This window comes from Neobacillus sp. PS3-34 (assembly GCF_030915465.1).
Lineage (GTDB): Bacteria > Bacillota > Bacilli > Bacillales > Cytobacillaceae > Neobacillus_A.
Map to the genome: position 1 here is coordinate 3,915,679 of NZ_CP133267.1, position 16,565 is coordinate 3,932,243.

Consider the following 16,565-nt stretch of genomic DNA (forward strand, 5'->3'; position numbering starts at 1 on the left):
TTCCGCATAGCTTGTCTTAAGACAGGGAAAGGGTGGATTTTATGACATACATTATTGAAAATGCAACTATTCTAAAAGAAGACAAGCTGGTTGAAAATTCCGTAATAATTAAAGAAAACCAAATCAGCTCTTTTCAGCAGAACCTCAGAAAATTAAATTTTTTCAGAATGGATGCCGAACCATATATAATGACCCCTGCATTTGCAGTTCTTGATACAGGATATTTATTAACTGATTCATATCCGTCATTAAAAACCTATTTTACTGATCATTTTCTTAAAAAGGGTTGTACCATCATTTTTACCTATGTTAAGGTTACTCACGAGAATGAGTTGAAAATAAAGCTGAAAAACGCGAAAAATCTCCTGCTTAATTCACCAATTGATTATTTAATCGGTATCAGAATTCCCATCCACGCACTTACCCCTACCTTAATTAGAAGCTGCAGGAAAGAGCATGTTCCCGCCATTTTCATAGAATTTCAGAAAGCGGAGGAATTGGCACAAGTTCCATGGGGCTGGATTAGAGAAGCAATGTTTCCGTACAATGTTCCTCTTATTCCCTGCCTTCCAGATGTTTCGAAAAAAATTGCAGATAACTGCCTCGTCAAATGGCAGGAGATTATGTTGAAAGAAAAAATCCCTTCCCTATTGGAAGAAGTCCCGGAGAATTTGCCATTATCCCGATCTATATTAAATAAAATCGGCCTTTTGCCACGAAGAGCAGGGCTTATGCATGGTGGGGAAATTAGTTATAACTTGTATTTGAAAAGCCGGGAAATCAAGAATGTTGATACAACGGACCTATTTCTTTATCATAAGGAGAGATTAGTCGTAACTGTACATAAAGGAAACGTCATAAGAGCCGGAAGCGAGGTTTTATATAAACCTGGATTCGGAGAACATGTTAAAGTGAAGACGCCATCCTTTTTTGCTTTTTAAAATATAATTATTAGTGATTGAGAGGACATATATATGGATAGAGTAGAAAGAATTCTTGAACTATTAGAAAACGGTCAACATAAAGACGCTATAAAAGAATATAATAATGTATTCAAAAATGGCACTGCAGAAGAAAAGTTTCTGCTTGGAGAGGAATTATTTCAATTTGGCTTTATTGAAGAAGCAAAGGCATTAATTGAAGATATGCTTAAGGTTTTTCCGGAAGAGGGTGAGTTGCTCGCTTTACTGGGAGAAATCCTGATTGAAGCAGGCAAAGAAGAAGAGGCCTTGCTCGTCCTTGACAGAATTAATGAAAGGGATGCCTGCTTTCCACAGGCACTTCTATTGATGGCAGATTTATACCAGGTTCAGGGGCTTTATGAAGTAAGTGAACGAAAGCTTTCAAAGGCAAAAGAAGTACTGCCGCATGAAGTCATCATTGATTTTGCCCTTGGCGAACTTTATAGTGAACAGGGAGAAATAACAAAGGCTATAGAGGCCTATCAAAAGGTTCTCAAGGAAGAAAGTGAAATTGCAGGCGTAAGCATAAACCAGAGAATAGGAGATATCCTGAGCGTCTCTGGTGCTTTTGAGGATGCCCTCCCGTATTATAAAAAAGCGCTCGAGGATAAACTGGAAATCAATACACTTTTTGGCTATGCGTTTACGGCTTTACAGGCTGGTTATTATAGGACAGCAATCGAAAAATTTAATGAATTAAAAGAATTAGATCCGGAGTATCATTCCATTTATCTTCAATTAGCAAAAGCGTATGAATTTGAAGAAGAGCTTGAGAACAGTCTTGAAACAATTAAACTTGGGATTAAGCAGGATGAGTTTAGTAATGAATTATTTTTCTATGGTGGCAAGATTGCGTTAAAGCTTGGAAGGAATGAGGAGGCTGAACAGTTCCTGCGGGAAGCAATTGCCCTAGACCCTGGCTATACGGAAGCTGTTCTGACGTTAAATAAAATCTTCCTTCAGCTGGAAAAATTTGAAGATGTAATTGATTTGATAAAGGAAATAGATATCCAGGAAGATGAAGAACCACAGCTTTTATGGGATGCTGCCCTGGCATATCACAGAATTGAAGAATTTTCACAGGCATTAAACAAATATGAGAGTGCATATACTTTTTTTAAGAATAATGAAACTTTTCTTCAAGATTACGGATATTTTTTATTAGAGGAAGGAAAAAACGCACTAGCCGCCGAAATTTTTAAACAGCTCCTTAAAAATGATCCAACAAATGAGGAGTTCATTGAATTAGTCGGCCGACTGACTGAAATGTAGCTTGAAAATTTGAACAAAAAGAAAGCAGAGGAGGGAATCTACGATGGCAACCCCTGTTTCTGTCAACGAGAAGAAGGATTTTATTCGCTGGTTTTTAAACCATTATCAGTTAAAAAGAAGAGAATGTGTTTGGATTTTAAATTATTTGATGAGTCACGACCAATTAATGGAGAAGGTACATTTTGTTGAACAAGCGCAGTATTGTCCAAAAGGGCTGATCATGTCCACTCATTGCGTTGATAAAGTTCCCTTCCGTTTTTACAAAGAAAATGTGATGACAACAGATGCCGAGAAATCCTTTCACGATATCAGGCTAAACCGAGAAGAAGAAATCTACATTCAGTTGAATTTCAATGCTTCAAATAAGATGCATCAGTACGCGGCAGTCCTTGAGGAGAATCCATTTGTACCAAAGCATCTTCAAGTGAATGAAAAAGACGTTGAAATAGCCGAACAGTTTTTAAACAGCAGCATTGAAAGGTTTCAGCGTGAAAAACTATTGAGTATGATAGATGAGGCACTTGATAAACAAGACAAAGAGAGGTTTCGTTTATTAACGGAGCAATTAAATAGTATGAATAGCCATGTGGAAAATGGGAGCTTGCTGTAGGCAGGCTTTTTGTTTTTTAAAAATAATTTTTATTTTTGGCGATTTTTAGCAATAATGTTATGATAATAGAGAAAAAATACGTTGGAGTGAAAAAAATGAAATGGGTTCCACAGGATATAGAGATGTATATGAAATCGAAGGAATACGTTGATACAGCAGTCATTTCCTTGTATCCGATATCTTTCGGCGATGAAATGAAGCAGTCAGCATCGATGTTTGAATTTTTGTCCTTACTGACAAATCAACTTGAGCGCCAATTTACCGGCAGGCTGGTACTCCTGCCGCCTTTTACATATTTGAAGGAAGGAACACTTGAACAATCGATTGTTAAGCTTTCAGAATGGGAAAGCAGCCTGAAAGAAAGCGGCTTTAAGCACATTTTTTATTTGACTTCAGATAGTGATTGGAAGAGCCACGAATCCTCCCTTGGAGGGTCTGTCATATGGATGCCCTCCATCCCTCTTGAAAATATGGAGGATTCCCAAAAGATTTCGATAGTTAGCAGCCAGGTTAAGCAGTTATTAAACTTATTTACTCAAAAATGGCGTGAAAATGAGTAAACCCTGTCTAGATAAGAACAAAGCTATACTATTATATTGACCTTGGTTAAAGATTGATATATCATAATTATGTCCTAGTTTTATATGTGTTTAATTATGTCCGATGGACTTAACTTCGTGAATAGAGGGGGGATAAGCATGAGTAAGCATCGAGTTTCAAGACGCCAATTTTTGAGCTATACATTGACTGGTGTAGGCGGTTTCATGGCAGCTGGTATGTTAATGCCAATGGTACGTTTCGCAGTTGATCCTGTTTTAAAGGCTGAAGAAGCTGGCAATTTTACACCGACTAAGCAAAAAGTAGATGAATTAACGAATGAACCTGTTCGCGTGGACTTCACATTCAAGCAAAAAGATGCATGGTATGAGTCTGACGTAACGAGCACGGCGTGGGTTTATAAGGATGACAAAGGAAAAATCGTTGCCCTATCGCCTGTTTGTAAGCATCTAGGCTGTACAGTTGGCTGGAATACAAGTAAGGAGCATCCAGAACAATTCTTCTGCCCTTGCCACTATGGCCGCTATGAGAAAGACGGCACAAATATTCCAGGTACACCACCACTGGCACCACTTGATGTATATCCATTCAAAGAAAAAGACGGCTACCTGTATTTAGGCCAAGCTAAACCACGGAAGGAGGCGTAATAATTGTTAAACAAAATTTACGATTGGGTAGATGAGCGTTTGGATATTACGCCTTTGTGGCGCGATATCGCAGACCATGAAGTGCCTGAGCACGTAAACCCTGCGCATCACTTTTCTGCGTTTGTTTACTGCTTTGGAGGTCTGACGTTCTTTGTTACAGTAATTCAGATACTTTCTGGTATGTTCTTATCAATGTACTATGTACCGGATATTAAAAATGCATGGCAATCCGTATACTACCTACAAAACCAGGTAGCTTTCGGACAAATCGTGCGCGGCATGCACCACTGGGGTGCAAGCTTAGTATTAGTAATGATGTTTTTACATACATTACGCGTATTTTTCCAGGGCGCGTATAAAAAGCCACGTGAGCTTAACTGGGTAGTCGGAGTATTAATTTTCTTCGTTATGCTTGGACTTGGATTCACAGGTTATTTATTGCCTTGGGATATGAAAGCGTTATTTGCGACAAAAGTAGGTCTTCAAATCGCTGAAGCGACACCGTTTATTGGTTCCTATGTGAAAGTATTGCTTGCAGGGCATGAGCATATCGTCGGTGCCCAGACACTGACCCGTTTCTTTGCGATCCATGTATTCTTCCTGCCAGGAGTATTGCTCGGCCTTATGGGAGCTCACTTCTTAATGATTCGTAAACAAGGTATTTCAGGACCACTATAAAAATTTAGGCGATAAAGGTAAACAATCGTTTATCTTTACGGATAAAGGAGGGGGATTGCTCGATGCATCGCGGTAAAGGTATGAAGTTCGTTGGTGATTCACGTGTTCTGGCACCTTCGGAACGTAAACCGAACATTCCGAAAGATTATTCGGAATACCCTGGTAAAACAGAAGCATTCTGGCCTAACTTCCTTTTGAAAGAATGGATGGTAGGTGCAGTTTTTCTAGTAGGATATTTATGTTTGACAATTGCTCACCCGTCTCCGCTTGAGAGGATTGCGGATCCGACGGACACTGGCTATATTCCATTGCCAGACTGGTATTTCTTGTTTTTATACCAGTTGCTGAAATACTCATATGCTTCAGGTCCTTATACAATAATTGGAGCGTTCATTATTCCAGGACTTGCTTTTGGCGGATTGCTTCTTGCTCCGTTCATTGATCGCGGACCTGAACGACGCCCGTCAAAACGTCCTTTGGCTACTGGGTTTATGCTGCTTGCTTTAGCAGCCATTGTATTTTTGACTTGGCAATCTGTTGCTACACATGACTGGGCTGCAGCAGAGCGTCAGGGTAAAATCACCTTTGGCGAAAGATTGACAAGAATGCCGATGGATATAAAATTGCTTCCAATAACGGCTGTCTCGGCTGCCACGGCAACGAGTTAGGCGGAGGAATGGGACCAAAATTATATGATACCGGTCTGAAACCTGAAGAAATCGCCAATATTGCCAGACATGGTAGAGGCAAAATGCCTCCAGGCGTCTTCAAAGGCACTGATGCAGAGCTTAAAACGCTAACTGAATTCATTGCAGGCTTAAAGTCCAAATAATTTTTTGAAAAGCTGGCGAACCTCGTCAGCTTTTTTTAGCTAATAAAATTTGATATGCATTATGTTAATCTACATAAGTAAATTTCCTTTGATACTATTTGAAAAGAGGTCTGACATTGAATTGGGTCTATCCGTTATTGGCAAATAGAAGTATATTATGGCTTTTGCTCGTTGTGAATATCGCAGGGACGATTTATGGGTATTACTGGTATGGCTGGCAGCTTGAGGATACACCGGCAAAATTCCTTGCGTTTGTACCTGACAGCCCAACTGCAAGCTTATTTTTTGTATTTGTACTGCTTGCTTTCTTACTGAAAAAAAATTGGGGGCTAATGGAGAGTCTTGCTATTATTACACTATTTAAATATGGTATATGGGCTGTCGTGATGAATTTACTCGTATATTTCGTAAATGGTGAATTGGATGGAGTCGGATATATGCTTATGGCCTCCCATTTTGCCATGGCTGTGCAGGGCCTTCTATATGCACCTTTTTACAGGATAAAGTGGTGGCACTTTGTTGTTGCTGCTATATGGACACTGCATAACGATGTAATTGATTATGTTTTCTTTATGCTGCCCCGCTATCACGATTTAGCATTGTATACTCCCCAAATTGGCTATTTCACATTTTGGCTGTCTATCATTTCCTTAAGCATTGCTTACTATCTATGTATGCGGCCTAATCGATTCAAACTGGATATAAAATCATAATCTGAGCACCTAAAAGGTGGTCTATCCTTGTCCAGCCCTACATACATTTTAGTAGTATGGAAGGGGGGACAAGAATGAAGGTAAAATGGATCCTATTAATATCAGTCATCATTTTGCTGTTGGCACCTTTGAATGCATCTGCAACACAGCCGTCACCTTTAGAAAAACTGGATGAAATTTCGGATGAAGCCTTACAAATGGTGAAATCCCAAAGATATGAGGATGCAAAAACAATTCTTAACTATTTTTCTAATCAATTTTTTTATGTAACCGGAAAAGACAGGCCTTTATCAATAGATGAATTAAGAATTATTACAGTTTCTCATGATGAGGCGATGGAGGCTGCCGCCAGCCCTGATATGAATTACCAAGATAGAATGAATAAGGTGACTAAATTTAGGCTAGCTGTGGACGCGCTGGCGACCAGGCATCAGCCGCTTTGGATAGAAATGAAAAAACAGATCATGCCAGCTTTTAATAAAGCGAAGATTGCAGCTTTTAATAACGACTCAATCGCCTTCCATAACAGCTTTAATCGATTTTTATCTTTATATGATATTGTGTATCCCAGTATGAAAATAGATATTCCAGCAGAACATATACAAAGATTGGATGCAAGAATTGATGTGATTGAACATTTTATTCCTGAGAGGCTTGCTGAACCTGCAAGCAGACAGGAACTTGAAACAGCGGAAATGGATTTGCAGAGCATTTTTGATGAAATGGATGAAGATCAAGCGGATCCTTCTTTGTGGTGGGTAATTATTTCAACTGGAAGCATAATAACCATGACATTATCGTATGTAGGCTGGAGAAAATATATAGGTGAAAAGCAAGCCCGTAAGAACCGTTCAAGAGAGCAAAAAGATTGACACCATTCTTACCCGCCAATAAAATGTAAAACAACTAGATTTGAATGGGGGTTCCCTATGTATCTTATTTATTTTGCATTTATCATTCTTGTTCCACTTTGGGCACAGATGAGAGTGAAAGGCGCTTTTGCAAAATATTCCAAGGTGGCTTCATCCTATCATAGAAGTGGAGCGGAAGTCGCAAGAGCAATTTTGAATGCTAACGGCCTGTTCCAGGTAGGAATTGAACAGGGAAGAGGTTTTCTAAGTGATCATTACGATCCAAGAACAAAAACAGTTCGCCTCTCACCAAATATATATCACGGACAATCAATCGCTTCTGCTGCTGTTGCAGCCCATGAGGTTGGACATGCAATCCAGGATGCGAACGGATATGCTTTTTTAAGGTTTAGGCATGCATTAGTTCCAGTAGCAAATATCGGTTCGAATTTTTCATGGATCCTGATTATGATTGGCTTTATAGCTCATATGAGCGGAATGATCCTGTTAGGAATCATTTTTATGGCCGCAGCAGTCGTATTCCAAGTGATTACACTTCCGGTAGAATTCAATGCATCCAGTCGGGCAATGGACCAAGTGGTATCCCTTGGGCTTATCAGCGGATCAGAAGAAAAACAAACAAGGAAGGTTTTAAATGCAGCGGCTCTTACCTATGTAGCTGCAGCAGCTGTTGCAGTCCTTGAATTAATAAGACTCATCCTGATTTATACAGGCATGAGCAGAAATGATTAAAAAAAGCGCTGCCTATTTGGCAGCGCTTTTTTTAAATCGAAGTTAGCTGGATAAATATTAATGCTCTATCGGTTTTTTGTTTTCATCCAGTGTAAAGCCTTCTCCAAGAACGTCATGCACGACACTCACTGATACGAACGCATGTGGATCAACAGAGGTAATGATACCCTTCAAGCGGACAATTTCATTTTTGCCAACAACGCAATAAAGAACTTCCCGTTCATTTTTGGTAAATGATCCATATCCTCTTAAAACGGTAACTCCACGATCCATTTCGGCCATTATCTTTCGTGAAATTTCGTTATTTTGGTCAGAAATAATCATTGCTCCTCTTGCTGAATAAGCCCCTTCCTGCATAAAATCAATCACTCTGGCCCCAACAAAAACAGCTACAAGGGTATACATAGCCTCCCGGTAGGTCAGATAAGTTAGCAGAGAAAGCGCAATGACACATGCATCAAATAAAAACATCGTCCGTCCCATGCTCCATCCGGCATACTTATGGACAAGCCTCGCTATGATGTCTACTCCGCCAGTTGTTCCTCCAAACCGGAAGATTATCCCTAATCCGATGCCTATGGAAACACCAGCAAACAGTGCTGCCAGAGTCAAATCTTCGTAAAGAGGCATATCAATTGGATAGCGCTGAAAGATCCATAAAAATAAAGAAACACCTACTGTGCCAATGATGGTATAAAGAAATGATTTCCTCCCTAACAGTTTCCAGCCTACAAAAAAGAGAGGAATGTTCAAGATTAAGTTTGTATAAGATGGATCCCATTTGAACATAAAAAACAGCAAAAGGGTAATCCCGGTAAAGCCGCCTTCTGCTAAATGATTTTGCATGTTGAAGTTGACGAGTCCAAATGAAAGAATTGCGGCTCCGACAATAATAAAAAAAATATTTTTAAGTCTAAGGCCAAATATCATCATTCATTCCTCCTTTTCCATAATTTTCTCCAAATCAGCGGTTATTATTATATAGGATTAAGGAATATTCAGCAATTCAAACAGGACAACCCTAAACAAATAAATCAAAAATATTTGTAAATAACCTTTAATTTAGCTAACATGAGAATGATATAGATGTTTAGCAATACTACATAATTGAGGTGAAGTAGATTGGGCAGCAATGGAAAAACAATGCAGGAGCTTCAGAACGAGGTTCATACATATATAAGTCAATTTAAGGAGGGCTATTTTAGTCCGCTGGCAATGCTGGCTAGAATGACAGAAGAAATTGGCGAGCTTGCCAGAGAAGTCAATCATTATTATGGGGAAAAGCCGAAAAAAACGAATGAGGCTGATAGAACGATTGAGGAAGAATTGGGCGATTTACTTTTTGTCATTATTTGTTTTGCCAATTCACTTAATATAGACCTGGAAGAGGCACATGACTATGTCATGAATAAATTTAATACGCGCGATAAAGACCGCTGGACAAAAATTGATCCTGGAAATATGGAGTGAAAATAATGGAAAAAATAAAAATTATTATTGCTGGCCCCGGGGAAGAATGGGGCAGGAAGCAGTTAAGCTAGTGAAAAACACAGAGACCTTTGATCTAATTGCAGTAGTGGACAGAAAAAATGGGGGAATGAAATTAAGCGATTTAGAAGGCTTTCATAATATAAATGTTCCTATTTTTTCAGATTTTGAATTATGCCTGAAGGAATCGAAGGCAGATGTTTTGATTGATTTAACTACACCCGAAGTGGGCATGTATCATGCAAGGACTGCACTGCAATACGGAGTCCGCCCTGTCGTTGGAACAACTGGATTTTCAAAAGAAGATTTAGAAGAGCTTGAAACAATTTGCAGAAACAGGAACCTTGGATGCATCATCGCACCTAACTTTGCCATTGGGGCAGTGCTGATGATGAAGTTTTCACAAATGGCTGCCAAGTTTTTCAGTGATGTTGAAATCATTGAATTGCATCATGACCAAAAGCTTGATGCACCATCTGGAACAGCAGTAAAGACGGCAGAAATGATTTCAGCTGTCCGTGAAGCAAAAAAACAAGGACATCCGAATGAGAAGGAAACGATTAAGGGTGCCAGGGGGGCAGAATATGATGGGATGCATATCCATTCAGTCAGGCTGCCAGGTTTAATCGCACATCAACAGGTAATGTTCGGTTCTGAAGGTCAGACCATGACAATTCGGCATGACTCCTATCATCGCGGTTCCTTCATGTCAGGAGTAAAAGTTGCGGTAGAAACGGTCATGAAGCTGGATGTCTTTGTTTATGGACTTGAAAATATTTTGGAATAAGGGAGCTGGCTTATGAATATTGCCTTAATCGCCCATGATAAAAAGAAAAATGACCTTGTTCAATTTGCAACCGCATATAAAGCTTTATTTTCGGAGCATACACTTTATGCTACTGGAACAACAGGGCTTCGAATCAGTGAAGCAACAGGCCTGACAATCCATCGTTTTCAATCGGGGCCGCTTGGAGGGGATCAGCAAATTGGTGCCATGATCGCTAAGAATGATATGGATGCCGTTTTCTTTTTCCGTGACCCTTTAACCGCGCAACCGCATGAACCGGATGTGTCAGCGTTAATGAGGCTATGTGATGTCTATGCCATTCCACTCGCAACGAATATGGGGACGGCTGAAGTGCTCATAAAAGGTATAGAACAAGGGCTTGTGGAGTGGAGGAACCTAAGAAAAGAAAGTAAGGGGGATTCAAATGCTGAAGAGCGGATTTGATATCTTATCCTTTGGCGCTCATGCGGATGATGTAGAGATTGGGATGGCTGGAAGCATTGCAAGATTATCATCGGAAGGCAAAAAGATAGCTATTTGCGATTTAACAGATGCGGACCTTTCGTCAAACGGAACAGTTGAGACAAGGAAAAAGGAAGCTGCCATTGCTGCCGATATTTTAGGCGTTACGGAACGGATTTCGCTTGGACTGCCTGACCGGGGGCTTTTTTTGAAGGATGAATACATACGGAAAGTAGCAGAAGTCATTCGTTACTATCGGCCAAAAGTCGTCTTTGCACCTTATTTTGAGGATAGGCATCCAGACCATGGGAATTGTGCCAGGATTGTCGAGGAGGCTGTTTTTTCTGCTGGGATAAAAAATTTTCAGACAGACGGAAACAATTTGTCTCACCGTGCTGAAAACTTATTTTTTTATATGATTAATGGTTTTCATCGTGCTGATTTCCTTTTTGATATTTCTTTGTTCATTGATAAAAAGAAAGCGGCCTGAATGCCTATAAAAGCCAGTTTGAAAAAACGGCGAATAGCTTTGATACTCCTCTCGTAAATGGCTATATTGAAACAGTTGAAGCAAGAGAAAGATTGTTTGGTAAACAGGTGGGAGTCCAATTTGCGGAGGGATTTAAATCTAAGAATCCTCTGCTTTTGAATCGTGATTTGTTAGGAGATTAGGAATGAAGAAATTAAAAATTGGGATTACTTGCTATCCAACAGTTGGCGGATCAGGGGTTGTCGCAACAGAACTCGGAAAAATGCTGGCTGAAAAAGGACATGAAATCCATTTTATATCCTCGAGTATGCCCTTTCGGTTGAAAAGGGTATATCACAATATTCAATACCATCAGGTGGAGGTGAACCAGTACTCTGTTTTTCAATACCCTCCATATGATATTGCTCTGGCAAGCAAGATAGCCGAGGTAATTAAAAGGGAAAATCTTGATCTCTTGCATGTGCATTACGCCATACCGCATGCAGTATGCGCAATACTTGCTAAGCAGATGAGCGGAAGGGATTTAAAAATCGTTACCACCCTTCATGGAACGGATATCACAGTTTTAGGTAACGACCTATCTTTAGCAGATGCTATAAAATTTGGGATTGAAAAATCTGACGCAGTAACAGCCGTCTCCAATTCGCTCGCAGACCAAACGTATGAATTAATCCGGCCGGATAAATATATTCAAACGATTTATAATTTTATCGATGAAAGAGTGTATCAAAAAGGTGATTGTTCTCATCTTAAAGAGGAGTACGGAATTGCGGTTAACGAAAAGGTTATTATCCATGTATCCAACTTTGGCCTGTAAAGAGGGTCACAGATGTTGTTAAGGCATTTGCAAAAATCACGGAAGCGATGCCAGCAAAGCTATTATTAGTTGGGGACGGCGCAGAAATGTCGATTGTTTGCAAGCTTGTCGGAGAACTGGGAATCAGGGAACGAGTTTTATTATTAGGTAAACAAGAAAACCTCGAAGAACTGTATTCGATAAGTGATCTAATGTTGCTGCTATCCCAAAAAGAAAGCTTTGGACTTGTTGCACTTGAAGCGATGGCATGCGGAGTACCTTGCATTGGCACCAGGATTGGCGGGATTCCAGAGGTTATCGACCATGGCGAAACAGGCTTTTTATGTGAACTGGGCGATATTGAGGACATTTCACAAAAAGCGATTACTCTTTTGGGAGATCCTGTGCTCCATCAGAAATATTCCAAACAAGCGATTGAAACGGTAAATAAAAAGTTCAGGGCAGAATTAATTGTCCAGCAATATGAAGATTTATATTTTAAGCTTTTAAGTGAAGGGAATTTGGTAACATATGATTAAATCGTTTATAGAAGCCGCCCCAGTACTGGAAAGATTAATACATGCAGGCTATGAGGCTTATTTTGTGGGTGGGTCCGTTAGGGATTATCTCCTTGATAAGCCAATTAGCGATGTGGATATTGCCACTTCTGCGACCCCCTCAGAAATAAAAGCGGTTTTTTCTAAAACGGTTGATATCGGAATTGAACATGGGACCATTCTCGTTTTATATAAAAATAATTCTTACGAAATTACTACCTTCCGTTCAGAAGCGGAGTATGAAGATTTTCGCAGACCCAAAGAGGTTAAATTTATTCGCTCGCTCAAAGAGGATTTACAGCGAAGAGACTTTACGATGAACGCTATTGCAATGGACAGAGAAGGGTTGATAATCGATCCCTTTGGTGGGAAAAAGTCTATAGTTGAAAAGTCAATTCAAACTGTCGGGCAGGCAGATGATCGATTCAGGGAGGATGCCCTGAGAATGATGCGTGCAGTCCGTTTTGTCAGCCAGCTTTCTTTTACTATTGAAGAGGATACCTTTCAGGCATTAATAAAGAACAGACAGCTGCTTGAAAAAATTGCCACTGAACGTAAACGAGCTGAATTTGAAAAGCTTCTCACTGGTCAGGATCGCCGCAAGGCATTGAAATTGTTGCTGAATGCGGGGATTTATAAGTATCTGCCAGCGATGGAGATGCACGAAATGAGTCTGTCGAGGCTTTTCCAAGTAAATTGTGATTTTCTAACATTAAACGAAATGTGGGCCTTAATATTATATTGTTTGGAACATAAGGACAAAAAATCTGCAGAATCATTCTTAAGAGAATGGAAACTTCCAGTAAAACAAATTAAAGATATTCAAAGTATTCACTATTATTTTACGGAGAGATTTAACAGCACCTGGCATAAATATGACCTCTATTTAGCAGGAAAGGAAACTATTTTATCTTCCCAACGGGTATTTGAAGCTGTTGCAGGAAAAGAAGAGCCTTCCTTAAAAGAGCACTTCTCCAGGATGTATGATAAGCTCCCTATAAAAAATCGTGCTGATCTGGCTGTAACGGGCAGTGAATTAATGAGCTGGTTCAATCGGGATGGTGGGCCGTGGGTAAAAGAAGCAATGGAATCAATAGAGCGGGCTGTGCTGGAAGAGAAGGTTAGGAATAGTACGGCTGAAATAAAGGAGTGGCTTTTAAATTGCAGTCAGAGTTAAGAAAAAAATTGCTCGATGCCTTTACAAATGCGGGAGATTCCTATCTTTCCGGCCAGGCAGTTGCTAATTTGGTAGGCTGTACAAGGACTGCCGTTTGGAAACACATGGAAGAGCTTAGAAAAGAAGGCTTTGAATTAGAGGCCGTAAGAAGGAAAGGGTACAGGATTATAAAAACACCCGAAAGAATGACGGCAGATGAAATCCGGTTCGGTTTGAGAACGGAGAGTATCGGTAAAAATATTCACCATTTTGAAAGTGTAGAATCCACTCAAAAAGTAGCCCATCAGCTTTCCTATAACGATACTCCGGAAGGTACGGTAATTATCGCTGAGGAACAGACCAGCGGCAGGGGCAGGATGGACAGGAAATGGCACTCACCGAAATATACAGGAGTTTGGATGAGCCTGATTTTACGGCCAGCTATTCCTCCTGCAAAAGCTCCACAGTTAACGCTTCTTGCAGCTGTGGCAATTGTACAGGCAATTGAAGAAACAACAGGGCTGAAGCCTGAAATTAAATGGCCAAACGATATTTTGATCAACGGGAAAAAAGTGACCGGCATTTTAACAGAACTTCAGGCTGAAGCAGATCGAATCCATTCCATAATCATCGGGATTGGCATTAATGTTAACCAAAAACAGGAAGACTTTCCTTTAGACCTTCAAACGACTGCCACATCCCTTGCAATCGAAAAAGGAGAAGCTGTGTCAAGGACTGAACTGGTCAGGAATGTATTTAAACACATGGAGAAATTGTATTTTATCTACTTGGAAAAAGGCTTTTTTCCCATTAAACTTTTATGGGAAAGCTTCGCGATCAGTATCGGGAGGACTTTACGCGCCCGGACACTTACTTCAGTTATCGAAGGAAAGGCCTTGGGATTACCGATGACGGTGTATTAAAAATTGAGGATAAACACGGGGTTATCCACCACATATATTCAGCGGACATTGAACTTTAATCTTTAATTTCCTATCTTTTACGCTAGCCAAAATTCTTGTTTCTTTGCTATAATTCGATTGGGCGGTATCCTGAGGAGCTGCACCGGCAGTGATTTTTTTACACATAATATGGTTTCTGCCTAGATCCGTAAAACGGACCGGGACAGAGGGATGAAACATGCTAAAGAGTAACGGGATCCTCTGCCTTCAGAAGGATCTTTTTGTTTGCTTATATTACGCAGACGCTCATATAACCGTTTTATCGCCTCTTTCTTATTAAAGGAGGAAAGCTGATGAAGCAAACTACTGATTTTTTGAAAATGAAACAAAAGAATGAAAAGATCGTAATGTTAACAGCTTATGATTACCCTTCTGCCATCCAGGCAGAACAAGGCGGAGTCGACTTCATTTTGGTGGGTGATTCTCTGGGAATGGTCGTTTTGGGCTATGATTCAACTGTCCCTGTGACTGTTGATGATATGATCCATCATGCAAAAGCTGTTAAGCGCGGTGCGAAGGAAACTTTTATTGTAGTAGACATGCCTTTCCTTAGCTACCATTTATCAATCAGGGATACACTACAAAATGCGGGACGCATTATACAAGAAACAGGAGCCCATGCTGTAAAGCTCGAAGGTGCCGATGAGGTGATTGACCATATTTCCGCTCTTACAAGGGCAGGTATTCCTGTTGTTGCACATTTAGGCTTAACCCCACAGTCGGTTGGTGTTTTGGGCGGCTATAAAGTACAGGGAAAGGAAGCAGCAGCTGCTCTGAAACTGCTGGAAGACGCAAAAAAATGCCAGGATGCCGGTGCTTTTGCACTTGTACTTGAATGTGTACCAAAACAGCTTGCTGCAGAAATCACTTCGAATCTGGATATTCCTGTCATAGGAATTGGGGCAGGAATGGATGTTGACGGGCAAGTGCTTGTTTATCATGATATTTTGACATACGGAGTTGGCCGGGTTCCAAAATTTGTTAAACAGTATGCTTTTTTAAACGAATCAATTTCCGAAGCAATTCAAGCCTATGTGTCGGAAGTGAGAAATGTACAGTTCCCTGAAGAACAGCATTCCTTCACTATGAAAGAGGAAGAGCTAAAAGGGTTATACGGAGGCAAGGAATGAATATAATCACTACAATTAATGAAATGCAATCTGCAATGCTTAAACACAAAGCAAACGGGCTTTCTATTGGCTTTGTGCCAACAATGGGTTTTCTTCACGAAGGACATTTAACTCTCTTAAGAAAAGCAAGAGAAGAAAACGACATTGTTGTCATCAGCATCTTTGTAAATCCGCTTCAGTTTGGCGAAACGAGGATTTTTCGACATATCCGAGGGATTTTGAACATGATCGCCAATTAGCTGAAGGGGAAAAAGCTGATTATTTATTTTACCCGTCGGTTGAGGAAATGTACCCTAATACACCATCTGTTACAGTAACTGTACAGGAACGCACCGATGTGTTATGCGGAAAATCACGCCCAGGACATTTTGATGGGGTCGCGACGGTCTTAACAAAACTGTTTAATATCGTCATGCCGTCAAGAGCTTATTTTGGCAAGAAGGATGCTCAACAGGTTGCTGTTATTGATGGATTAGTAAGCGACTTTCATTTTCCGATTAAGCTTGTTCCGATTGATATTGTGCGTGAGGAGGATGGGTTAGCAAAAAGCTCCAGGAATGTAAATCTCCTTCCGCATGAAAGAACACAGGCTGCCAATCTTTATAGAAGCTTGATGAGTGCCCAGGCAGCAATCGAGAAAGGCCAAAGAAATCCTCGGGAATTAAAAGCACTTCTTGAATCCGCCATTCGTAATGAGACAGATGGCGAAATTGATTATATTGAAATATACAGTTATCCGGAACTGAAGCCAATTGAAAAAGTTGAAGGAACTATTATCATTGCCCTTGCAGTTAAATTTGCAAAAGTCAGGTTGATCGATAATATTATCCTTACCGTTAATTGACTGGGTCGGTGAAAGCC

Annotated in this window: 14 protein-coding genes and 6 pseudogenes; 19 read left to right on the forward strand and 1 reads right to left on the reverse strand. The window is 40.2% G+C overall.

Annotated features, from left to right (window positions below):
* The first annotated feature begins 41 nt into the window (after nt 1–41).
* From RCG23_RS20450 to RCG23_RS20495, 10 genes and pseudogenes are all read left to right on the forward strand, one after another.
* The gene (locus RCG23_RS20450; RefSeq protein ID WP_308177148.1) at nt 42–941 is read left to right on the forward strand and encodes a hypothetical protein; all 900 of its coding nucleotides are present in this window, start codon (nt 42–44) and stop codon (nt 939–941) included.
* Nucleotides 942–974: 33 nt separating this feature from the next.
* A complete protein-coding gene (locus RCG23_RS20455) occupies nt 975–2,234 on the forward strand; it encodes a tetratricopeptide repeat protein (protein WP_308177149.1) in 1,260 nt (419 codons plus the stop codon).
* A 43-nt stretch (nt 2,235–2,277) separates the two neighbouring features.
* A complete protein-coding gene (locus RCG23_RS20460) occupies nt 2,278–2,844 on the forward strand; it encodes a ReoY family proteolytic degradation factor (protein WP_308177150.1) in 567 nt (188 codons plus the stop codon).
* 95 nt (nt 2,845–2,939) lie between these two features.
* The gene (locus RCG23_RS20465) at nt 2,940–3,404 is read left to right on the forward strand and encodes a YpiF family protein (protein ID WP_308177151.1); all 465 of its coding nucleotides are present in this window, start codon (nt 2,940–2,942) and stop codon (nt 3,402–3,404) included.
* 138 nt (nt 3,405–3,542) lie between these two features.
* On the forward strand, nt 3,543–4,049 hold the full coding sequence (locus RCG23_RS20470) for a QcrA and Rieske domain-containing protein (protein WP_308177152.1): 507 nt from the start codon (nt 3,543–3,545) through the stop codon (nt 4,047–4,049).
* A gap of 3 nt (nt 4,050–4,052) precedes the next feature.
* Nucleotides 4,053–4,727, forward strand: a complete 675-nt coding sequence (gene qcrB / locus RCG23_RS20475) for a menaquinol-cytochrome c reductase cytochrome b subunit (protein WP_308177153.1) — start codon at nt 4,053–4,055, stop codon at nt 4,725–4,727.
* A gap of 62 nt (nt 4,728–4,789) precedes the next feature.
* Nucleotides 4,790–5,559, forward strand: a pseudogene (locus RCG23_RS20480) (c-type cytochrome).
* 116 nt (nt 5,560–5,675) lie between these two features.
* On the forward strand, nt 5,676–6,272 hold the full coding sequence (locus RCG23_RS20485; RefSeq protein WP_308177154.1) for a lipoprotein heptaprenylglyceryl N-acetyltransferase LhaT: 597 nt from the start codon (nt 5,676–5,678) through the stop codon (nt 6,270–6,272).
* A 74-nt stretch (nt 6,273–6,346) separates the two neighbouring features.
* A complete protein-coding gene (gene ypjB / locus RCG23_RS20490) occupies nt 6,347–7,144 on the forward strand; it encodes a sporulation protein YpjB (RefSeq protein WP_308177155.1) in 798 nt (265 codons plus the stop codon).
* A gap of 57 nt (nt 7,145–7,201) precedes the next feature.
* Nucleotides 7,202–7,876 (forward strand): zinc metallopeptidase, encoded by a 675-nt coding sequence (locus RCG23_RS20495; protein ID WP_308177156.1) that lies wholly within the window; start codon nt 7,202–7,204, stop codon nt 7,874–7,876.
* Between the two features lie 57 nt (nt 7,877–7,933).
* Here RCG23_RS20495 and RCG23_RS20500 read toward each other — a convergent pair whose 3' ends face one another.
* On the reverse strand, nt 7,934–8,806 hold the full coding sequence (locus RCG23_RS20500) for a YitT family protein (protein WP_308180125.1): 873 nt from the start codon (nt 8,804–8,806) through the stop codon (nt 7,934–7,936).
* Between the two features lie 213 nt (nt 8,807–9,019).
* Between RCG23_RS20500 and RCG23_RS20505 the strand changes: the two genes are divergently transcribed.
* From RCG23_RS20505 to panC, 9 genes and pseudogenes are all read left to right on the forward strand, one after another.
* On the forward strand, nt 9,020–9,346 hold the full coding sequence (locus tag RCG23_RS20505; protein WP_308180126.1) for a nucleotide pyrophosphohydrolase: 327 nt from the start codon (nt 9,020–9,022) through the stop codon (nt 9,344–9,346).
* Nucleotides 9,347–9,351: 5 nt separating this feature from the next.
* Nucleotides 9,352–10,151, forward strand: a pseudogene (gene dapB, locus RCG23_RS20510) (4-hydroxy-tetrahydrodipicolinate reductase).
* Between the two features lie 12 nt (nt 10,152–10,163).
* Entirely contained in the window at nt 10,164–10,595 is a 432-nt protein-coding gene (mgsA, locus tag RCG23_RS20515; RefSeq protein ID WP_308177157.1) for a methylglyoxal synthase, read from the forward strand.
* Nucleotides 10,576–11,285: pseudogene (bshB1, locus tag RCG23_RS20520) on the forward strand (bacillithiol biosynthesis deacetylase BshB1). Before mgsA ends, bshB1 begins: the two are co-directional and overlap by 20 nt.
* A gap of 2 nt (nt 11,286–11,287) precedes the next feature.
* Nucleotides 11,288–12,438 (forward strand): annotated as a pseudogene (gene bshA / locus RCG23_RS20525) (N-acetyl-alpha-D-glucosaminyl L-malate synthase BshA).
* Nucleotides 12,431–13,633, forward strand: a complete 1,203-nt coding sequence (locus RCG23_RS20530; protein WP_308177158.1) for a CCA tRNA nucleotidyltransferase — start codon at nt 12,431–12,433, stop codon at nt 13,631–13,633. Before bshA ends, RCG23_RS20530 begins: the two are co-directional and overlap by 8 nt.
* Nucleotides 13,606–14,594 (forward strand): annotated as a pseudogene (locus RCG23_RS20535) (biotin--[acetyl-CoA-carboxylase] ligase). Before RCG23_RS20530 ends, RCG23_RS20535 begins: the two are co-directional and overlap by 28 nt.
* 273 nt (nt 14,595–14,867) lie before the next feature.
* On the forward strand, nt 14,868–15,704 hold the full coding sequence (gene panB / locus RCG23_RS20540; RefSeq protein WP_308177159.1) for a 3-methyl-2-oxobutanoate hydroxymethyltransferase: 837 nt from the start codon (nt 14,868–14,870) through the stop codon (nt 15,702–15,704).
* Nucleotides 15,701–16,548, forward strand: a pseudogene (gene panC, locus RCG23_RS20545) (pantoate--beta-alanine ligase). Before panB ends, panC begins: the two are co-directional and overlap by 4 nt.
* Nucleotides 16,549–16,565: the final 17 nt, after the last annotated feature.